This window comes from Candidatus Pelagibacter sp. RS40, from assembly GCF_002101295.1.
GTDB lineage: Bacteria > Pseudomonadota > Alphaproteobacteria > Pelagibacterales > Pelagibacteraceae > Pelagibacter.
Map to the genome: position 1 here is coordinate 358,614 of NZ_CP020778.1, position 21,382 is coordinate 379,995.

Annotated in this window: 20 protein-coding genes; 15 read left to right on the top strand and 5 right to left on the bottom strand. The window is 29.7% G+C overall.

All coding sequences use genetic code 11. The annotated features are described in order from the left end of the window. The first annotated feature begins 92 nt into the window (after nucleotides 1–92). Nucleotides 93–1,286: a glutamine-hydrolyzing carbamoyl-phosphate synthase small subunit gene (gene carA, locus B8063_RS01925; RefSeq protein WP_085068936.1), complete on the top strand. Its 1,194-nt coding sequence runs from the start codon at nucleotides 93–95 to the stop codon at nucleotides 1,284–1,286. Continuing rightward, nucleotides 1,264–4,494, top strand: coding sequence for a carbamoyl-phosphate synthase large subunit (gene carB, locus B8063_RS01930; RefSeq protein WP_085068938.1), 3,231 nt, complete (start codon nucleotides 1,264–1,266; stop codon nucleotides 4,492–4,494). Before carA ends, carB begins: the two co-directional genes overlap by 23 nt. A 215-nt stretch (nucleotides 4,495–4,709) precedes the next feature. Here carB and B8063_RS01935 read toward each other — a convergent pair whose 3' ends face one another. Further along, nucleotides 4,710–5,372 (bottom strand): hypothetical protein, encoded by a 663-nt coding sequence (locus tag B8063_RS01935; protein WP_085068940.1) that lies wholly within the window; start codon nucleotides 5,370–5,372, stop codon nucleotides 4,710–4,712. Beyond that, nucleotides 5,372–6,316 (bottom strand): mitochondrial fission ELM1 family protein, encoded by a 945-nt coding sequence (locus B8063_RS01940; RefSeq protein WP_085068942.1) that lies wholly within the window; start codon nucleotides 6,314–6,316, stop codon nucleotides 5,372–5,374. Before B8063_RS01940 ends, B8063_RS01935 begins: the two co-directional genes overlap by 1 nt. A 21-nt stretch (nucleotides 6,317–6,337) precedes the next feature. Between B8063_RS01940 and trxB the strand changes: the two genes are divergently transcribed. Further along, nucleotides 6,338–7,285: a thioredoxin-disulfide reductase gene (gene trxB / locus B8063_RS01945; RefSeq protein WP_085068943.1), complete on the top strand. Its 948-nt coding sequence runs from the start codon at nucleotides 6,338–6,340 to the stop codon at nucleotides 7,283–7,285. Between the two features lie 11 nt (nucleotides 7,286–7,296). Here the strand turns inward: trxB and B8063_RS01950 are convergent, their stop codons facing one another. Then, nucleotides 7,297–8,496, bottom strand: a complete 1,200-nt coding sequence (locus B8063_RS01950; RefSeq protein ID WP_085068945.1) for a pyridoxal phosphate-dependent aminotransferase — start codon at nucleotides 8,494–8,496, stop codon at nucleotides 7,297–7,299. Nucleotides 8,497–8,532: 36 nt separating this feature from the next. Between B8063_RS01950 and uvrB the strand changes: the two genes are divergently transcribed. The 5 genes from uvrB to pgsA are packed head-to-tail and all read left to right on the top strand — an operon-like array spanning nucleotide 8,533 to nucleotide 14,286. After that, the gene (uvrB, locus tag B8063_RS01955) at nucleotides 8,533–10,710 is read left to right on the top strand and encodes an excinuclease ABC subunit UvrB (protein WP_085068947.1); all 2,178 of its coding nucleotides are present in this window, start codon (nucleotides 8,533–8,535) and stop codon (nucleotides 10,708–10,710) included. Beyond that, nucleotides 10,689–11,444, top strand: coding sequence for an SDR family oxidoreductase (locus B8063_RS01960; RefSeq protein ID WP_085070849.1), 756 nt, complete (start codon nucleotides 10,689–10,691; stop codon nucleotides 11,442–11,444). Before uvrB ends, B8063_RS01960 begins: the two co-directional genes overlap by 22 nt. A gap of 13 nt (nucleotides 11,445–11,457) precedes the next feature. Further along, on the top strand, nucleotides 11,458–11,883 hold the full coding sequence (locus B8063_RS01965) for a dihydroneopterin aldolase (RefSeq protein WP_085070851.1): 426 nt from the start codon (nucleotides 11,458–11,460) through the stop codon (nucleotides 11,881–11,883). Beyond that, nucleotides 11,870–13,705 (top strand): excinuclease ABC subunit UvrC, encoded by a 1,836-nt coding sequence (uvrC, locus tag B8063_RS01970; protein WP_085068949.1) that lies wholly within the window; start codon nucleotides 11,870–11,872, stop codon nucleotides 13,703–13,705. Before B8063_RS01965 ends, uvrC begins: the two co-directional genes overlap by 14 nt. Next, the gene (gene pgsA, locus B8063_RS01975; protein ID WP_085068951.1) at nucleotides 13,702–14,286 is read left to right on the top strand and encodes a CDP-diacylglycerol--glycerol-3-phosphate 3-phosphatidyltransferase; all 585 of its coding nucleotides are present in this window, start codon (nucleotides 13,702–13,704) and stop codon (nucleotides 14,284–14,286) included. Before uvrC ends, pgsA begins: the two co-directional genes overlap by 4 nt. Here the strand turns inward: pgsA and B8063_RS01980 are convergent. Continuing rightward, the gene (locus B8063_RS01980) at nucleotides 14,283–15,164 is read right to left on the bottom strand and encodes a branched-chain amino acid aminotransferase (protein WP_085068953.1); all 882 of its coding nucleotides are present in this window, start codon (nucleotides 15,162–15,164) and stop codon (nucleotides 14,283–14,285) included. The genes pgsA and B8063_RS01980 overlap by 4 nt on opposite strands. A 60-nt stretch (nucleotides 15,165–15,224) precedes the next feature. On the opposite strand from B8063_RS01980, the gene B8063_RS01985 reads away from it, so the two are divergent. From B8063_RS01985 to B8063_RS01995, 3 genes are read left to right on the top strand one after another with little or no spacing between them, the layout of a single operon-like run. After that, complete coding sequence (locus tag B8063_RS01985) at nucleotides 15,225–15,668, top strand: MarR family winged helix-turn-helix transcriptional regulator (RefSeq protein WP_085068959.1); 444 nt, start codon at nucleotides 15,225–15,227, stop codon at nucleotides 15,666–15,668. Further along, complete coding sequence (locus B8063_RS01990) at nucleotides 15,655–16,332, top strand: response regulator (RefSeq protein ID WP_085068961.1); 678 nt, start codon at nucleotides 15,655–15,657, stop codon at nucleotides 16,330–16,332. Before B8063_RS01985 ends, B8063_RS01990 begins: the two co-directional genes overlap by 14 nt. Next, nucleotides 16,313–17,626 (top strand): ATP-binding protein, encoded by a 1,314-nt coding sequence (locus B8063_RS01995; RefSeq protein WP_085068963.1) that lies wholly within the window; start codon nucleotides 16,313–16,315, stop codon nucleotides 17,624–17,626. Before B8063_RS01990 ends, B8063_RS01995 begins: the two co-directional genes overlap by 20 nt. Here the strand turns inward: B8063_RS01995 and B8063_RS02000 are convergent. Next, complete coding sequence (locus B8063_RS02000) at nucleotides 17,607–17,858, bottom strand: hypothetical protein (RefSeq protein WP_085068965.1); 252 nt, start codon at nucleotides 17,856–17,858, stop codon at nucleotides 17,607–17,609. The genes B8063_RS01995 and B8063_RS02000 overlap by 20 nt on opposite strands. A gap of 39 nt (nucleotides 17,859–17,897) precedes the next feature. Here B8063_RS02000 and lgt point away from each other — a divergent pair, with 39 nt between their 5' ends. The 4 genes from lgt to B8063_RS02020 are packed head-to-tail and all read left to right on the top strand — an operon-like array spanning nucleotide 17,898 to nucleotide 21,381. Next, on the top strand, nucleotides 17,898–18,680 hold the full coding sequence (gene lgt / locus B8063_RS02005; protein WP_085068967.1) for a prolipoprotein diacylglyceryl transferase: 783 nt from the start codon (nucleotides 17,898–17,900) through the stop codon (nucleotides 18,678–18,680). Continuing rightward, a complete protein-coding gene (locus B8063_RS02010) occupies nucleotides 18,655–19,686 on the top strand; it encodes an SAM-dependent methyltransferase (RefSeq protein WP_085068969.1) in 1,032 nt (343 codons plus the stop codon). The genes lgt and B8063_RS02010 overlap by 26 nt, the downstream gene beginning before the upstream one ends. Then, nucleotides 19,683–20,435, top strand: coding sequence for a peptidoglycan editing factor PgeF (pgeF, locus tag B8063_RS02015; RefSeq protein WP_085068971.1), 753 nt, complete (start codon nucleotides 19,683–19,685; stop codon nucleotides 20,433–20,435). The genes B8063_RS02010 and pgeF overlap by 4 nt, the downstream gene beginning before the upstream one ends. A 13-nt stretch (nucleotides 20,436–20,448) precedes the next feature. Then, nucleotides 20,449–21,381, top strand: a complete 933-nt coding sequence (locus B8063_RS02020) for a ribose-phosphate pyrophosphokinase (protein WP_085068973.1) — start codon at nucleotides 20,449–20,451, stop codon at nucleotides 21,379–21,381. Nucleotide 21,382 lies beyond the last annotated feature (1 nt).

Genomic DNA, 21,382 nt, shown 5'->3' on the forward strand with positions numbered 1-21,382 from the left:
TCAAAAGATAAATTGTTTTTTTACGTAAATATATTAGAGAGGTTGAGGAAAAAGAGGTTTTATAATATTAACCTTTAACTTAAGAGTTGTAATTGTATCTAAAACGTAAAAAAAATTTATCAATTAAATCTCAATTTACTCCAGCTATTTTAGTTCTTGAAAATAAGACAATTTTTAGAGGAATAGGATTGGGTTATCAAGGTGAGGTAACTGGAGAAGTTTGTTTTAATACATCGTTAACTGGTTACCAGGAAATTATTTCCGATCCATCTTATGCGGGTCAAATTATAAACTTTACTTTTCCACATATCGGCAATGTTGGGACTAATAATGAGGATCTAGAGTCTGAAAAAATTTGGACTAGAGGAGTTATTTTTAACTCAGAGATAAGTAATCCATCAAATTATAGATCTCTGCTCGATTTAAATAATTGGCTAAAAAAAAATAAAATTGTTGGAATTACTGGTTTAGATACTAGAAGTTTGACTAATTATATTAGAGATAAAGGCGCTCCCAAAGGAACAATTTCAAATAATAAAACAGGTAAATTTAATATAAATAAATTAATTAGAACCTCTATAAAATGGCCTGGTTTGAATGGAATGGATCTTGCCGAAGTTGTTACAACTCAAAAATCGTATATTTGGAAAGGTTTAAAAACATGGAATAAAAAATATGGATACTTAAAAAATAAAAAAAAACTTTTTAAAATAATTGCAATTGATTATGGAATAAAAAAAAATATTTTAAGATATTTTTCTAATTATAATTGTGAAGTAAAAGTAGTTAATTGTAAAACAGCAGCAAACAAAATATTAAGATTAAAGCCTCATGGAATTTTTCTTTCAAACGGTCCTGGGGATCCTGCGGCAACAGGAAAATATGCAATTCCTATTATTAAAAAATTAATTAAATCAAACATCCCAATATTTGGTATTTGTTTAGGTCATCAAATATTAGCTTTATCTTTGAATGGTAAGACAAAAAAAATGAAACTGGGTCATAGAGGAGCAAATCATCCCGTTAAAAATCAATTTTCACAAAAAGTGGAAATAACAAGTCAAAACCATGGCTTTGAAGTTGTTAGAGAAAGTTTAAATAAAAATATAATTGTTACTCACACATCCTTATTTGACAATAGTATAGAGGGTATAAAATTAAAAAATAAACCAGTTTTTTCTGTTCAATATCATCCAGAATCTAATCCTGGACCACAAGATAGTCATTACCTTTTTAGTGATTTTATTAAAGAAGTAAAAAAATATGCCAAAAAGAAAAGACATTAAAAAAATTTTAGTTATAGGAGCTGGTCCAATTATAATAGGTCAAGCCTGCGAATTTGATTACTCAGGTACACAAGCATGTAAAGCTCTCAAAGATGAAGGTTTTAAAGTAGTTTTAATAAATTCAAATCCAGCCACAATAATGACTGATCCAGAAGTGGCTGACAAAACTTATATTGAGCCAATTTCTATAGAAATACTAGAAGAAGTTATTAAGAAAGAAAAGCCCCAAGCAATATTGCCAACCATGGGTGGTCAGACTGCCCTTAACCTTGCGATTAAAGCAGAAAAGAGTGGTCTATTAAAAAAATATAAAATTGAACTTATAGGTGCAAACTCAATGGCAATTGAAAATGCAGAGGATAGAAAGAAGTTCAGAAAGAATATGTCTGACATAGGTATCGATTTACCTAAATCCGAAGTTTTAAATAATTTTGGTAATGCAAAAAAGTGTTTATCTAAAATCGGTCTCCCTGCAATAATAAGACCATCATTCACACTAGGAGGTTTAGGTGGGGGTATAGCAAGAACTAAAAAAGATTTTTTCAAAATTGTAAAAGAAGGAATGCACGAATCTCCACAGAACCAAGTTCTAGTTGAGGAGTGTTTAGATGGTTGGAAAGAATTTGAGATGGAGGTCGTAAGAGACAAAAATGATAACTGCATAATCATTTGCTCTATTGAAAATGTTGATCCAATGGGAATTCATACAGGTGACTCTGTTACAATCGCACCAGCATTGACACTTACTGATAAAGAATATCAAGTAATGAGAAATGCTTCTATAGCATGTTTGAGAAAAATTGGTGTTGAAACCGGTGGATCGAACGTTCAGTTTGCGATCAATCCTAAAGATGGAAGAATGGTTATCATTGAAATGAATCCAAGAGTCTCAAGGTCATCTGCTCTTGCCTCAAAAGCAACTGGGTTCCCGATTGCAAAAGTAGCTGCAAAATTGGCTGTTGGATATACGTTAGATGAACTTCAAAATGAGATAACAAAAGTAACACCAGCTTCTTTTGAGCCAACAATTGATTATGTGGTGACAAAAATACCAAGATTTACATTTGAAAAATTTGCAGACACTAAAGCACTATTAGGCACCTCAATGAGATCGGTGGGTGAAGCAATGGCGATTGGAAGAAATTTTAAAGAGTCCTTTCAAAAAGCATTGGTTTCTCTTGAAACGGGCTTATCTGGTCTAGATGATATATTTGGGTATTCAAAGAGTGAGATTTTAAAACAATTAAAAATTAATATTCCAAACAAATTACTTTTAATAGCAGACGCATTTAGAAAGAAAATATCTTTAGATAAAATTTACAGACTATCAAAGGTTGATCCTTGGTTCCTAAATCAAATTAAAGAAATTATAGATGAAGAAAATAATATAATAAAAAAGGGTATTCCAAAATCTTACCATGAGTTTAATAGAATAAAATCAATTGGTTTTTCTGACAAAAAATTATCAAACCTTACAAAAATAAAAGAAAATATAATCAGATCTAAAAGAACAGCTTTAAAAGTATTTCCAGTTTATAAAAAAGTAGATACTTGCGCAGCTGAATTTAAATCTTTTACACCATATATGTATTCTACATATCAAAGGAATTTTTCAATTAAAACAGAATGTGAATCTGATCCATCGAGTAAAAAGAAAATTATAATTTTAGGTGGTGGTCCTAATAGAATAGGACAAGGAATTGAATTTGACTATTGCTGCTGTCAGGCAAGTTTTTCTCTTAAAGAAGCAGGATTTGAAACAATAATGGTAAATTGTAATCCAGAGACAGTATCTACAGATTATGATACTAGTGATAGATTATATTTTGAACCATTAGTTGAGGAGTATGTACAAAATATAATTTTAAAAGAGAAATCAAATGGTTCTTTGCTGGGAGTAATTGCTCAATTTGGTGGACAAACCCCAATAAAACTTGCTAAATTTTTGCACGATAACAAATTACCTATTTTAGGAACACAATATTCCTCGATTGATCTTGCAGAAGATAGAGACAGATTTAGAGATTTGCTAATAAGACTTAAACTAAAACAAGCAGAAAGTGGAATTGCATACAACTTTAATCAAGCAATTAAATTGTCAGAAAAAATTGGGCTGCCAGTAGTGGTAAGACCTTCCTATGTGTTGGGAGGTAGAGCTATGGAAATTATTCATGATAAGAGCCAATTAACAAAGTTTATAAATGATGCATTTAAAGCTTCAGAGCAAAATCCAATATTAATTGATAAATTTATCAATAATGCGATGGAAGTTGATGTGGATGCAATTTCAGACGGCAAAGATGTTTATGTGGCTGGTATTATGCAACATATTGAGGAAGCAGGTATACATTCGGGGGACTCTGCGTGTTGTCTACCGCCTGTTTCAATTAAAGAAAATATTTTAAAAGAAATAAAAATTCAAACTAGAAAGCTAGCATTGGCCTTGAAAGTGAAGGGTTTATTAAATATTCAATTCGCAATCAAAAAGGATGAGATTTTTGTAATTGAGGTAAATCCTAGAGCCAGCAGAACGGTACCGTTTGTATCTAAAGCAAACAGAATTCCTTTAGCAAAAATTGCTTCAAGAGTTATGGCTGGAGAGAAACTTTCTAAGTATAAATTAAAATATAAAACAAATAAAAGATTTGCAGTTAAAGAAGCGGTTTTTCCATTCAATAAATTTCCTGATAGTGATCTTTTACTTGGACCTGAAATGAAATCGACTGGTGAAGTAATGGGGTTTGATGATGATTTTGGTATTGCAATTGCAAAAAGTCAAATTGCTGCATCTAACTCTTTGCCAATCAAAGGTTTGGCTTTTTTATCAGTAAAAGATTCGCACAAACAGGAAGTGGTTGGTTTAGCTCAAAGATTAACAAAACTTGGATTTACGCTTTCTGCAACAAAAGGAACTGCAAAAGTTCTGGAGCAAAATGGAATGAAGTGTAAAAAAATAAACAAAGTTAGCAGTGGCAAACCTCATATTGTTGACATTTTAAATTCAAATAAAATATCGTTAGTCATTAATACCGGTGGTGGAAATAGTGAACATAGAATTAGTGATGCAAGAGCATTAAGAAGAGGGACTTTGGCAAACAAAATTCCTTACTGTACTAATATGTCAACAGCATATGCTTTTATTGAGGCGATTAGGTCACTTAAAACAAAGAAATTAACTGTTAAATCTCTCCAAGATGCCAAAAAATAAAAAAAAAAAAATTAAAGATGAACAATTAAGTGTGCCGAAAATGTTTGCAAAAAAATATATATATTATTATTACGCTTTTTTTTGGTTTTTATTAATAATGGTACTTTTATTAAAGTGAACAAAAGAATAATTTTTTTTGGAGCAATTATATTACTGATAGAGCTATCAGGTCATGGTATTTTTGCTTCGTTATATAGATTATTGATGTCAGCAAACTAAAAGACTTTCCAATCTGTCTTGAAACTTACATAATTAACTTGTAAACACCTTCTCTCTTTTACTATCTCTTTCTTTTCCATTCCATGCCAAGTATTTGGTCCACTTGAAAAAAAATATCCATAATTATCTTTGTATGGAAGTGTTTTTATTTTGTTTAATTTTTCATCATAAAAATCTGTGCCCAAATCTTCGCTTTCATTAAATTTGTTCACAAATAATAAACATGACATTTGTTTCTCTTTAATATCGCAATGAGGCTTTAGCCAAAAACCTTTTCTATCACAAATCACTTCTACTCTAACGTAAGAATTAGATAAATCTTTGTTTATCAAATCTGAAATCATTTTATGTGTATCTTTTGATCTAAGCTCTTCTATCAACTTTGTTAAAAATGGAAATTGTTGTGAATTTTCTTTAGTTACAAAACATCTGAATTTGAGTGCCTTGCCCCCATTTGAAATTCCCTCTCTAAATATTCCTTCTCCACCATCGATGGCTCTTGTACCATCATAATTTAAACTGTGTTTTGTGGGGTCGTCTATATCAGCTGTAATTATCTCTTTAATTTGTTCCTCTGTTAAAGGTTTATCTAATTCCCAATGTTGAAAAGGATCATCAAATTTTTTTGAATTATTTATTACAGAATTTAAAAATGACATTAAATATTTAATCTTTCTTTTATTATTTTAGCAACTCTGTTTGTTTCATCTAATGTTTCATAACTCCAATTTTCATGATTATCATCTAAATTTTTAATAATGTTTAAATCTTTAAATAATTTTCTGAATTTTTGAAATCTTTTATCTTTTCTTTTTGGTAAAATATTGGCCACATATATTGGTTTACCAGTAAGAGCTGCCTCGGAAATCATTGAGCTAGAATCGCATGTAACAACAATAAATTCAGATAATGCTAAGGCTGACAAATATGCTTTTTTATCTACTTGCTCTATTACAGTATGATTTTCACCAAAAAATTCTTTAGCAGACTGTATTGTGTTTTTTGGTGTTCTCATAGAGGGTATCACCACTAATTGGAAGTCCTCTTTTTGAATCAAATTACTCAACTTATTAAATATTTTTTCAATATTTTCTTTTGAATATTCATAATATTTTGTAGGACCACCTAAAATTAATGAAAAGATTTTTCTTTTGTCTGTTTTGATTAATGATTTAAGATATTCAGAATTAGATACAATTTCGGATTTATTTAAATAGTGTATTGCTCCTTTTGTAGAGATGACGTTTGAACCACTAATTTCATCATGCTCAGGTGCAATAATAAAATCAAATAATTTAAAGTTTATTTTAGGGTCCTGGATGTGAATGTTATAAATTTGTTTTCTTGATTTTTGCTTCAAATAAATTGACGGAATTACACTTTTTCTTCCACAGGAAATAATTAAATCAAAGTCAGGTATTTCAAATTCTCTAAAAGAAATATTTGACTTTGGAGTAAGACTTGGTGGAATAAATTTCCAAAAACTTTTAAGTTCAACTTTTCGGTGAGTAAAATTAATATTTAGGGCTTTGGCCAAACCTTCAACCTGGCTTATCATTCCATGCATACCTTCTGTCAACAATAAACCTTTTAATTTCGACATTTATTATTATATAGCTTCCATATGAGTGAAAATCCAACTAAACACACAAAAGTGTTAATAATTGGATCTGGCCCTGCCGGATATACTGCAGCAGTTTATGCTGCAAGAGCAATGCTTAACCCAATATTAGTTCATGGAATTCAGCCAGGTGGACAATTAACAACTACAACTGATGTTGAAAATTATCCAGGTTTTAAAGATGTAATTCAAGGCCCTTGGTTGATGGACCAAATGCGTGGACAAGCTGAAGCTGTTGGGACAGAGATGATTCAAGATCATATAAAATCTGTTGATCTCAAAAAAACACCATTTGTAGCAATTGGAGATAGTGGACAAACTTATACTGCTGACTCTATAATTATATCAACAGGCGCTCAAGCAAGATGGTTACAATTAGACTCCGAGCAAAATTTCAGAGGTTTTGGTGTTTCAGCTTGTGCGACATGTGATGGATTTTTTTTCAAAGATAAAACAGTGGCAGTTGTTGGTGGGGGCAATGCAGCAGTAGAAGAGGCAATGTTTTTAACGAAATTTGCATCTAAGGTTAAATTAATTCATAGACGAGACTCTTTAAGAGCAGAAAAAATGCTTCAGAAAAAATTAATGGAAAACAAAAAAATTGAAATTATTTGGGATTCTGTTGTAGAGGAAGTGTTAGGTGATAAAGAGCCAAAAAATGTAACCGGTCTTAAAATAAAAAATGTAAAATCGAATGATATTAAAGAATTAAAGATTGATGGTCTATTTATTGCTATCGGTCATGATCCTGCTACAGAATTATTCAAAGATCAACTAGAAATGGATAAAGAGGGTTATTTGATAACAAAAGCCGACTCAACTTCAACAAATATTCCTGGAGTTTATGCGGCTGGAGATGTTAAAGATAAAACATTTAGACAAGCGGTAACAGCGGCTGGAATGGGATGTATGGCTGCTTTAGAGGCTGAAAAACATTTATCTCATAGTTAATTAGAAAAAATTTAACTTAAACTCTCACAAAATTCTTTAAGTCTTTTCATTGCAGTTTCTAAATTCTTCATTGATGTAGCATAAGAAATTCTAAAAAAACCATCTAGACCAAATGCCGATCCTTGAACAACAGCTACATTATTATTTTCCAACAAAGACTGAACAAAATCAGTATCATTTTCTAATTTTTTCCCTAATTTATCCTTTTTTCCTAAAAGTGCCTTGCAATTTGGGAAAACATAAAATGCTCCATCAGGTTTAATGCAGCTAATTCCATTAATTTCGTTTAATGAATTCACTACAAAATCTCTTCTTTCTTGAAAAGCCTTAGATCTAATTGATATAAAATCTTGATTACCATTCAAAGCTTCTACTGCCGCCGCTTGACTTATAGAAGATGGATTTGTTGTAGATTGAGATTGAATTTTTGCAATAGCTTTTATCAATTCTTTTGAACCTCCAGCATATCCAATTCTCCACCCTGTCATCGCATAAGATTTACTAACGCCATTCATTGTAACAACTTTATTTTTTAATTCGGGTATCTGTGCCATTGTAAAAAATTTGAAATCTTCATAGACTACATGTTCATAGATATCATCACTTAAAATATTTACGTGAGGATTTCTTTTTAAAACCATTGCTAAATTTTTTATCTCTTGTTCTGAATAGCAAGCGCCTGTTGGATTTGAAGGTGAATTTAAAATTAACCACTTAGTGTTATTGGTTATTGCGCTTTCTAAATCTTTAGCTGTAAGTTTAAATCCTTGATCCTCTGAGCATTCAATTACAACAGGATTTGCTCCAGCCAATAATACTATATCAGGATAGGACACCCAATAGGGCGCTGGAATTATAACCTCATCATCCTTATTTAATGTTGCCATCATTAAATTATAAATTACATGCTTGCCACCAGCACCTACTGTAATTTCATCAGTATTATAGTTTATATTATTTTCTCTCTTAAACTTTTCTGAAATAGCTTTTTTTAATGCTGGTGTTCCATCAACAGCAGTATATTTTGTGTCACCATCTTTTATTGCTTTAATAGCAGCATCCTTTACGTTATCTGGAGTATCAAAATCGGGTTCTCCCGCTCCAAGAGCAATTACATCTTTGCCAGCTGCTTTCAATTCTCTAGCTTTTTGAGTTACTGCAAGCGTGGGTGATGGTTTAATTCTTTTAAGACTGTCTGATATAATGCTCATTGAAATATTATATTATTTTAATACGCTGTTTAATATATGCAAAATACTTATCAAGATTTAATTACAGATATTCAGAGCAAAAATCCTGAAATAAGTGGAAAACTTGAAGGTGGAAAAAAATTCAAAATTAAGTCTGAATTTAAACCTGCAGGAGATCAGCCTGAGGCGATTAAAAGATTAGTTAAAGGTGCAAAAAAAAACGAATTTAACCAAGTATTGCTTGGTGTTACTGGCTCAGGAAAAACTTTTACTATGGCAAAAGTTATCGAAGAAACAAATAGACCTGCATTAATCCTCGCACCAAACAAAACATTAGCAGCTCAACTTTATGGAGAGATGAAAACTTTTTTTCCTAACAATGCCGTTGAATATTTTGTTTCATATTATGATTACTACACACCAGAAGCTTATGTTCCAAGATCAGACACATACATTGAAAAAGAAGCATCCATCAATGAACAAATAGATAGAATGAGGCACTCTGCAACAAGATCGTTGTTAGAAAGAGACGATGTTTTAATTGTTGCAAGTGTGTCATGTATATACGGACTTGGTTCTGTTGAGGCATATAGTAAAATGACTTTAACACTTCAAAAAAATTATGAATACAATAGAGAGCAAATCATAAAATCTTTAGTTGCTTTACAATATAAAAGAAATGATCAGAATTTTTTTAGAGGAACTTTTAGAGCTAGAGGTGAGAATTTAGAGATTTTTCCCTCACATTTAGAGGATAGAGCTTGGAGATTAAGTTTATTTGGAGATAAACTAGAGCAAATAGAAGAATTTGATCCTTTAACTGGGGATACTGTAAGAGAACTAAATCTAGTAAAAGTTTACGCAAACAGTCATTACATAACTCCAAAACCAACTATAGAACAAGCGGTTATAAATATCAGGAAAGAATTAGAAATTACTCTAAAAAAACACAAAGCAGAAAATAAATTGCTTGAGGCACAAAGGTTGGAGGAAAGAACAAAATTTGATCTTGAAATGATTGAGGCTACCGGATCTTGCGCAGGAATTGAAAACTACTCAAGATTTTTATCTGGAAGAAGGCCTGGGGAACCCCCACCAACACTTTTTGAGTATTTTCCAGATAACACTTTAGTTTTTGTTGACGAGTCTCATGTTACTGTTCCTCAACTAAATGGGATGTTTAAGGGGGATAGATCAAGGAAAAGCACTTTGGCTGAATATGGTTTTAGACTTCCATCATGCATGGATAATAGACCACTTAAATTTGAAGAATGGGATTTAATGAGAACCCAAACAGTATTTGTATCTGCAACTCCAGGACCATGGGAACTAGAGCAAACTAAAGGTCAATTCATAGATCAAGTGATAAGACCTACGGGATTAATAGATCCTGAAGTAGAAATAAGGCCTGCTAAAAATCAGGTCGATGACTTAATGCATGAATGCAAAAAGGTTATTGAAAATAATTTTAGAGTTTTGGTCACAACTCTTACAAAAAAAATGGCAGAAGACTTAACAGAATATTTACACGAAAATGGAGTAAAAGTAAGATATCTGCATTCCGATATAGACACACTGGAAAGAATAGAAATTATGCGAGATCTTAGAATGGGTGTATTTGATGTTTTGGTCGGTATAAATTTATTGAGAGAAGGTTTAGATATTCCTGAATGTGCATTAGTAGGTATTTTAGATGCTGACAAGGAAGGTTTTTTAAGATCAGAGACCTCTCTAATTCAAACTATAGGAAGAGCCGCAAGGAATGTAGAAGGTAAAGTAATTTTATATGCAGATAAGGAGACAAAAAGTATAAAAAAAGCAATCAAAGAAACAGAAAGAAGAAGGCAAATTCAAATTGATTATAATAAGAAAAATAAAATTGATGCGAAATCAGTTAAAAAAGAAATCAGTGATATTTTAGAAAGTGTCTATGAAAAAGATTACGTAAAAATAAGTGAAGGATCAAATATTGGGGGAAATCTTAAAAAACATCTTAAAGCTTTAGATAAAAAAATGAAGGATGCAGCATCGAATTTAGAATTTGAGGAAGCGGCTAAAATTAGGGATGAAATAAGGAAACTTGAGAGCACTGAACTTGAAATAACTTTAAATCCTAAGATTAGACAGTACGATGTTAAAAATAAGCTATATCCAAAAGGTAGATCCACTATGGGAATGCCAGGTACAAAAGTTACTAAAAAAAGAGATAAAAAATGGAAGCACGTAAGATCATAATCACTGGTGGAGCCACAAGAATTGGGGCAGCCATTGCAAAAAAATTATCTGGTAAAGGAATAGAAATTTTAATTCATTACAACAAATCAAAATCAAAGGCGGAAAACCTAAAAAAAGAATTACAAATAAAGGGTTCAAAAGTTTTTTTGGTAAGAGGTGATCTAAGTAAAGAAAATGACGTAAATAAAATAATAAAATTTGCTAAATCTAAATTAAAATTCTTTGACTGCCTTATTAACAATGCTTCACTATTCGAAAATGATAAAATTGAAAATTTTACAACTGATAGTTGGGGAAAACATCTAAGAACTAATTTAAGAACGCCCGCACTTTTATCAAAAGCGTTTGCAAGAAATATAAAAGGTAAAAATAACAACATAATTAACATTATTGATCAAAGAGTTTTTAAGCTAACTCCATTTTTTTTCTCTTATACTATAAGTAAGACAGGACTTTATACCCTTACCAAAACAAGTGCTATGAGTCTTGCACCAAATATTAGAGTAAATGGTATTGCACCAGGTCCAACTTTAAAAAATAAAAGACAATCTGAAAAACATTTTAAAAAGCAATACATGGCGACACCTCTTAAAAGGAAAGTAGATGTTGAGCAAATATGTAGTGCTGTTGACTTTTTTATTAAAAATAGATCTATTACAGGACAAGTAATTTCTATTGACAGTGGTCAAAGTTTAAACTGGCAGACACCTGACATAATGGGTGGAAAGGAATAAAAAATTTAAATTAATGAAAAAAAATAATCTAAAGGTCATTAAGATAAATAAAACTAAAAGCTTATTTAATTACGAAAAAAAAGTTTTAATTAAGGAATTAGTGCTAGGATTAAAACTTGGATATTTTGATTTTGAAAAGGAAAAACCCCAAAAAGTAAAATTTAATTTAGAGGTAAATTATCAAGATAAACAACCCTCGAACGACAAAGATATTAAATCTATAGTTAATTATGCCAAGATAGTCAGATTAATAAAAAAATTAGTAAAAAATAAACATTACAATTTTCTTGAAACATTGGCAGAAGATGTTTTTGATGAGCTATTCAAAGATAAGAGAATAGATAAAATTGCTCTTCAAATTGAAAAGTTAGAAATAATGAAGGATTGCAGCTCAGTTGGGATCCAAATTTCTAAAAAAAGAAGCCATGATCAGCTCTGATATAGGCAAAGAAGTAATAAAAAAAGAATTACCCTTAGTTCCTAAGCTGCCAGGTGTTTATCGAATGTTAAATTCTAAAGGTGACATCCTTTATGTTGGTAAAGCAAAAAACCTTCCCAACAGATTGAAAAGTTATGTTTCAGAAAAAAATCATATCATTAGAACAGAGAGGATGCTCTCTCAAACAAAAAGGCTAGAAATCACAACTACTTCAAATGAGAGTGAAGCTTTGCTTTTAGAGGCAAATTTAATTAAAAAATTCAAACCAAAATTTAATATTTTATTAAGAGATGATAAATCGTTTCCTTTTATTTTTATAGGTAACAAGGATAAATGGCCACAAATTAAAAGACACCGAGGAAAAAAAAGTAAAGATGGATTTTACTTTGGACCATTTGCATCTGCTGGATCTGCAAATTGGACTATAAAAATGATTCAAAAAATATTTCATCTAAGAATTTGTGATGATACTGTTTTCAAAAAAAGAGAGAGACCTTGCATACTTTATCAAATTAAAAGATGCTCCGGCCCGTGTGTTGGTTACGTAGAAGAAGGAGATTATAAGCAGACCGTAGACGATGCAATTGAGTTCGTATCAGGTAAATCAAGAAAAATACAAAAAAGTTTGTCTAATCAAATGGAAAGAGCTAGTGAGGACCTAGATTTTGAGAAAGCAGCAATATTAAGAGATCGAATTAAATCATTAAATATAATCCAATCGTCTCAAAGAATTAATGAAGCAAATTTAGTCGAAGCGGATGTAATCGCTGGATACAAAGAATCTGGAAAAACCTGTATTCAAGTTTTTTTCTACAGGTCAAAACAAAATTGGGGTAATCAAGCATTTTTTCCAAAGCATGATCCAGACGAAAATTTAAATGATATAATTAATTCTTTTATTTCTCAATTTTATGAAAATAAAAGTGTGCCATCATCAATAATTTTATCAAATGAAATTAAAGAAAAAGAACTCATTGAAAAAACACTTACTCAAAAAGAGGGTAAGCAAATTACAATTACTGTTGCAAAAAAAGGCATTAAATTAAAAGTAATAAATCAGGCAATAAGTAATGCTAAAGAAAGTTTGAATAGAAAACTTTATGAAAGTCAAAACAATAGAGATCTTTTTGATGCAGTATCGAAAAAATTCAATCTTGAGACTAATATAAATTTAGTGGAGGTATATGATAATAGTCACATTCAAGGAACAAATAGTGTTGGTGCCTTAATTACATACGGTGATGAAGGCTTTATTAAAAAAAGGTACAGAAAATTTAATATAAAGATACAAAAAAATTCTCAAGATGATTATGGAATGATGAAAGAAGTCCTTAACAGAAGATTTAAGAGGGCTGTTCAAGAGAAAGATAACTACCTAACTTTCCCCGATTTAGTTTTAATTGATGGGGGTAAAGGTCAATATTCTGTGGCAAGAGAAACCATGAATGAACTAGGTCTACATGAAATTCCAATTGTAGCTATTGCTAAAGGTAAACAGAGAAATAGTGGTGATGAAACTTTTTTTCACAACGGAAAAGAATTTAAATTTGAAAAGAATGACCCAACTTTGTTTTTTCTTCAGAGAATAAGAGATGAAAGTCATAGATTTGCCATAAGTGCTCACAGAGCAAAAAGGAAAAAAGGAATAAGCAAATCCTTGCTTGATCAAATAGAGGGGATTGGTGCTGTAAGAAAAAGGTCACTTTTAAATCATTTTGGATCTGCAAGGGCTGTTGAATCCGCCAGTTTAGATGAAATAAAATCTGTTGAAGGAGTTGAGGAAAAGGTAGCAAAAAAAATATATAACTTCTTTCACGAATGAGATTTAAATTTCCTAATTATCTAACAATTGGACGAATAATAATTGTTCCTATATTTGTTTTTACTTTCTATTTGCCAGGACTTTATGGAGATATTTTGCCATTTGCACTTTTTGTAATTGCTTCATTCACAGATTTTTTAGATGGTTTATTAGCAAGAATGTATAAGGAAGAGTCTAAGCTTGGAGAACTTCTTGATCCTATTGCAGATAAAATCATAGTAGCTACTGCCTTATTACTTTTAGTCATGGATCAGACTATAAAAAATTATGAAGTAATCGCAGCAATTATAATATTAACAAGAGAAGTGCTAATATCTGGATTAAGAGAATTTCTAGCTAAAGGCAAAATTAAATTGCCAGTTTCAAATTTAGCTAAACTAAAAACTTTTTTACAAATGTTTTCAATATCTTTACTTTTACTAGGTGATACTGGAAATAAAATTTTAAACTTTCAGGATTATAACGCGCAAACAATTGGGATTATTCTTTTATGGCTTTCAGCTTTTCTTACTTTATATACTGGTTACGATTATCTAAGAAAAGGTATAGATCATGCTATCTCTGAGGATAGCAAAGATTAAGCAGCTTTCTTATTTCTTACTACTTTTTGATAGCTATCAGAAAGATCTAAAATTGTGTCACAAACTTTAAAGTTATGCTGTGCTATTTGAGACACAGGTGTAACTTCTGCGGCAGTTCCCGTTAGAAAACAACCTACGAAATTTGACATCTCATCGGGTTTAATTTTTCTCTCATTTACTTTTAAATTTTTAGATTTTGCGATCTCAATTACAGTCCTTCTTGTAATTCCATCCAAAAATGAGTCTGGAATTGGAGTATGCAAATCATTATTTTTATCTTTAAAAAAAACGTTTGCTCCTGTGGCCTCTGCAATGTTTCCCTCATGATCTAACATAAGAGAATCTGTGTAACCTTGTGCTTCTGCCTCGTGCTTTGACAATGTGCAAATCATATATAGACCTGATGCTTTTGTATCCCATGGTATTGTGTTAGGGGCAGGTCTTCTCCAATTAGATATGTTTAATTTAATTCCCTTTATTTTTAAATTTGGATCAAAATAGGAACCCCACTCCCATGTAGCTATAGCAACATGAATTTTAGTTTGTTGCGCCGAGATAGCCATCATTTCACTACCTCTCCAAGCAACAGGTCTTACGTAACCATTTTGAACATTTTGAGCTGAAATTATTTTATTGCTTGCTAAATTAATTTCTTCTTTTGAATATGGAATTTTAAAACCCAATCTCTCAGCTGAGTAAAAAAATCTATCGGTATGTTCCTCTAACTTAAAAATACTTCCATCATAAACTCTCTCTCCCTCGAATACACAACTACCATAATGCAATCCATGACTTAAAACATGAACCTTTACATCTTGCCAATCTACAAGTTCATTATTATACCAGATTTTTCCAGAGCGTTTATCGTAAGGTATCATTAAAAAAATATTTTTTAAAAATATATTTGTATATATGATATGTCAATATAACTTACCAATATGAAAAAACTTTTATATCTTAAAGATCATGAGCTCAAACAATACATTGAAAAAATATTTATGGGATATAGAGAGACTGTATCAGACGCCAAAAAAGTACTGGATAAATACTCTATTGGAGTTGCACATAATAAAGTTATTCATCTAATTTCTTTATACGAAGGTATAACTATTTCAGAACTTTTAAAAAAATTAAAAGTAACAAAACAAAGTTTAAATAGAGTTTTAAAAGATCTAATTAAACTAAAGGCTATTAATTACAAAAAGGACGAGAAAGATACTAGAATAAAACACGTGTATTTAACTGAAAATGGAATGAAATTATTTGATGAGATTTTTAGCATACAAAAAAGAAGGTTATACAAAGCTTTTCTCAATTCTGCTTCAAATGAAGTGGTAAGTTTCGATAACGTTTTAAAGAAAATTATTAATGAAAAATTTTAATGCACATATATTAGTTGTAGATGATGATGATGGTATCAGAGATCTGGTCAAACAATATTTAGATCAAAATAATTTTTTAGTTTCAACAGCTAAGAGTGCTGAGGATGCTTTAGAAAAAGTCAAAATAATAAAATTTGATTTAATAGTGTTAGACATAATGATGCCAGGTAAAAGTGGCTTAGAGTTTACTAATGAAAATAAGGCAAAATTAAATACACCTATAATACTTTTAACTGCTAAAGGAGAAGCATCTGAAAGAGTTGAGGGTCTTGAAGTTGGTGCTGACGATTATTTACCAAAACCATTTGAGCCAAAAGAACTAGTCTTAAGAATTAATAATATCTTAAGCAAGACTAAAAAAGACAATCACAAAAGAGTGATAGAATTTGGAAGTATTAAAATAGATCTTAATAAGTTGTTCATCTATAGAGGAAGTCAAAATCTAAAAATTAATAGCACTGAAAAAATTATATTAGAAAAAATGATCAACTCACCTGGTAAAATATTTAAAAGAGAAGAAATAGGAAAACTGATAGATTTAGATAAAGAAAGATCAATTGATGTTATTATTACAAGATTGAGAAAAAAGGTCGAGGAAAACCCAAAAAGTCCTAAATATCTTCAAACAATCAGAGGAGAAGGATATGTTTTATGGATTGAGTAATTACATAAAAAATTTACTTCCAAAAAGATTATTTTATAGAGGTTTATTAATTGTAGCTGTACCCATAGTAGTATTACAAATTACAATATCTTTAGTTTTTTTTGACAGCTTATGGATAAAAACGAACGTAGGAATGACAAGAGGTCTTATTGCAGAAATAAAAACGTTTATAGATGCTTATGATAATGACCAGCAAGATAAAGATTACATAATTAATTTATTTAAAAGTAATCTTGAAATTGAAATACAACATAAAGAAGGAAAGGTAATACCTGGCGATATACCTGAGCGATGGTTCAGTCCTCTTGATAGATCACTAAGAAGAGAGTTAAAAAGTAAACATTTTGTTTACTGGTTCGACACTACCAACTACAAAGATTTAGTTGATATAAAAATTCAACACATAGACGGATATTTTCAGTTTTATGTTCCAAGAAGTAGATTGACTACAAGTTCAGCAAGATTATTTGGGTTATGGATAACTCTTCCTGCGTTTTTAATGATTGCTATTGCTATTATATTTTTAAAAAATCAAACTAGACCAATAATCAAATTAGCAGAAGCCTCAGAGAAATTTGGTAGAGGGGAAGATCTAGACGAATTTAGACCATCTGGTGCTTTAGAAATCAGAAAAGCTGGCCAAGAATTTGATAAAATGAGAAAAAGGATTATTCGTCATTTAAATCAAAGATCTGAAATGCTTTCAGGCATAAGTCACGATTTAAGAACTCCTTTAACAAGAATTAAGCTTCAACTTGCAATGATAAAAGATAAAAATTTATCTAAGAAATTATCATCTGATGTAGATGATATGGAAAAAATGCTTAATGAGTATTTACAATTTGCAAGCACTGGTGCAAAGGATAAAACTGAGACTTTTGATATTTCAGAACTTATTTTAAAATTAATAAATAATTATAACAACCCAAACATAATTCAAAATTTTAAGGAAGAAATCTACTTTAATGGAAGAAAAAATCTTATTGCAAGATGTATAAATAATTTAATAGAAAATTCTCTTAAGTATGCAAAAAAAGTTGAAATAAATATGAATAAACAAAAAGAAAATCTAAAAATAATAGTGTCAGATGACGGTCCAGGTGTGCCAGAAAAAGAGCATGAAAATATAATTAAACCATTTTATAAAGTTGATAAAAGCAGATCTGAAAGTAAATCTAGTGTAGGACTAGGTTTGTCAATAGCATCCGATATTTGTAGATCTCATGGTGGAGATATTAAATTTAGTAAATCTAAATTTGGAGGTTTAGAAGTTTCTATTTCTTTACCTTTTTAGGACTTTTTGATTTTTTAACTTTTTTTGTTTGTTCAATTTTTTTTTCAAGTATTGCAATTCTCTTATTTAAGATTTCAATTTCCTCTTTACTTGCAAGCTTCATCCTAAATATTATTTCATCTCTTTTAGATTTTAAAACATTTATCACCTCATCACTTAGGTCTTTGTAACTTACTAGCCCTTGTTCTAATACCTTTGCAAATTTATCAAATACAAATCTTGATTTTGACATAATAATTAAATACTAAATTTATATTATTTATAGTTAATAATGTTTATCAATAATTTTGATCCAGTTGCTTTTCAAGTATTTTCTTTTGAGATTAGATGGTACTCATTGTCATATGTATTTGGGATTATTTTTGGTTGGATTTATTGTAACAAAATTTTAATTCAAGACCCTAAGATTAAAGATTTATTTAGTGACTATATTAGTTACTTAATTATTGGAATTCTAGTTGGTGGTAGATTGGGATACGTATTTTTTTATAATTTTAATTATTATTTTAATAATCCTGTTGAAATAATCATGATATGGAGTGGTGGAATGTCTTTCCATGGAGCATTAATTGGAATTATATTTGCAACAATATTTTTTTCCAAAAATAAAAATATCAACCCATTTTATTTTTTAGATTTGGTAGCTGTGACAGCGCCAGTAGGTATTTTTTTGGGTAGAGTTGCAAATTTTATAAATTCAGAACTTTATGGAAGAGAAACCGAGTTGTCTTGGTCAGTAAAGTTTATCAAAGTAGATGACTTAAACCGACATCCATCTCAAATCTATGAGGCAATATTTGAAGGTTTGGTTTTATTTATTGTATTAAATTATTTATACAAAAGGCTATCTCCGCAAACTGGTTTAATTTCAGCCTTATTTTTAATACTATACTCAATATTTAGATTTGTTATTGAATTTTCGAGAGAACCTGATGCCCAATTAGGTTTTGTAATAATGAGCTTCACTATGGGTCAATTAATAAGTGTATTCACTTTATTGGCCGGAATATATTTATATTATCTTACTTATGGAAAAAGCAATTCCTCTAGATAAATTTATTGAACATTCTTTATACGACAAAAAAAAAGGATACTACATAAATAAGAATCCTATAGGTGAAAATGGTGATTTCATTACTTCACCACAAATATCCGTTCATTTTTCTGAAATGATTGCAATTTGGCTAGTTGGATTTTGGGAAAAGTTGGGGAAACCAAAAAACTTAAATATAATTGAACTAGGCGCAGGAACAGGTGAAATGATGTATCAAATAAATAAATCAATTAGCAGCTTTAAGCTGTTCAAACAATGCTGCATTTTTTACATTTTGGAAATTAGTCCAGAATTAATAAAAATACAAAAAAAAAGAAATAGTTTAAATAAAATTAAATGGATTGATAATCTTAATGATATTAAAAAAAATCCATCAATTTTTTTAGCTAATGAATTTTTTGACTCTCTTCCAGTAAAACATTTTATAAAGGAAAATAATGAATGGTTTGAAAAATATATTACAAAAAAAAAAAATAAATATTTTTTTAAAAATAAAAAAAAGAAATTAGCTCAAATTGAAAAGATATTAGGTGAGAAAATAAAAAAAAATCAAAATTTTATCGAGGTTTCACCAAAATCAATTAAAAAAATAAGCAAAATTTCATCAATAATTAAAAAAAATAATGGAGGTATATTAATAATAGATTATGGATACCTTGAAAAAAAAATGTCAGACACTATTCAATGCGTTAAAAATCATAAAAAAGTAGATTTTTTAAACAATATTTACGATTCTGATATTACGCATTTATTAAACTTTAGCTTTTATGTAAAAAAATTAAAAAAAAATTTAGATAAAGTAAAAATTACAACCCAAGGTGAATTCTTGACTAATATGGGAATATTTGAGAGAGCCGAGATGATTAGTAAAAGTTTAAGTTTTAGTAAAAAATCAGATTTATATTATAGGATACAAAGATTAGTCGATGATAAACAAATGGGAAAATTGTTTAAGGTTATGTTTGCTACTAACAAAAAGAATAAGTTTAGTATGGGATTTAAATGATTAAATCAAGATTGCTATCAAATTTTAAAAATATATCTCATGGATTTTTTAATTCTGAGGGAGGTTATTCAAATGGTATTTATAAAAGTTTAAATTGCGGTATTGGGTCAAAAGATAAAAAAAGAAGAGTTTTACTAAACTTAAAGAAAGTTTCAAAAAGAATAAAAGTAGCTAACAATAATCTAGTTTTGTTAAACCAAATTCACAGTAATAGAGTAAAGTTTGTAAATAAGAACACAACAAATAGATTTGTTGGTGATAGTTTAGTTACAAATAAGAAAAATTTAGCATTAGGAATTTTAACAGCAGATTGTGCACCAGTTTTAATTTTTGATCCTAAAATGCAAAATATAGCTGCATTACACGCAGGTTGGAAAGGTGCTTATAAAAATATTATCAAAAATACTTTAAAAAAATTGAGAGAAAAAGGATCAAAAATGAGAGATTTAATAGCTGTTGTTGGTCCCTGCATATCGATAGAAAATTATGAGGTGAGAGACGATTTCTTAAATAAATTTGTTAAAGAATCTATTCAAAATAAAAAGCACTTTAAATTTTATAATGATAAAATTTTTTTTAGTCTTAACTCATACTTAAAATCACAATTAAAAAAATATAACGTCAAAAAAATTGAAATAATTAATAAAGATACTTACCCCAAAAAAAATAAGTTTTTCAGTTCTAGAAGATCAATTAATGAAAAATTAAATGATTATGGTAGAAATATATCAGTAATTATGATTAAATAGCTAAATCTCCAAGATGAAACTTCTCACAGGTAACAGTAATAAAAATCTTAGTCAAAAAATATCCAAATTTTTGAAAAACAGATTAGTTAATTCAAGTATAAGAAAATTTTCAGATGGTGAAATTTATATTGAAATAAATGAAAACATTAGAGGAAATAGTATCTTTGTAATTCAGTCAGTATCATCGCCTGCTAATGATAACCTAATGGAGTTATTGCTATGCATAGATGCATTAAAAAGATCATCAGCTAAAAATATAACTGCTGTAATTCCATATTTTGGATATGCCAGACAAGATAGAAAAGTAGTGCCACGTACATCTATTTCTGCAAAGTTAGTCTCCAATTTAATTGCCAAAGCGGGTGCCGATAGAGTTGTGACTGTAGACTTACATGCAGGTCAAATTCAAGGTTTCTTTGATATTCCAGTTGATAACTTATTTGCAACGCCTATTTTTGGAAGACATGTAAGAAAAAAAATAAAAACTAAAAATTTGATTTGTATAGCTCCAGATGTTGGTGGTACAGAAAGAGCTAGAGCACTAGGAAAACTTCTTAATGTGGGACTTGCAATTGTTGATAAGAGAAGACCAAAAGCAGGTCAATCACAAGTGATGAACATTATAGGAGATGTAAGAGGAAAAACTTGCATAATTGTAGATGACATCATCGATTCAGGTGGCACAATAGTAAATGCAGCTGCTGCTTTAAAAAAAAGAGGAGCAAAAGATGTTCATGTTTATGTGACCCATGGCGTTTTAAGTGGAGGAGCTGAAAATAAAATAAAAAAATCAAATATTAAAAATTTAGTTATAACAGATACCATTGATAACGCAGCAAAAGTAAAAAATATCAAGAATATTGAAGTATTAACTATCTCAAATTTAGTTGGTGAGGCAATCAAAAGAATATCTAACTCAACTTCTGTATCAGATTTATTCAAATAAT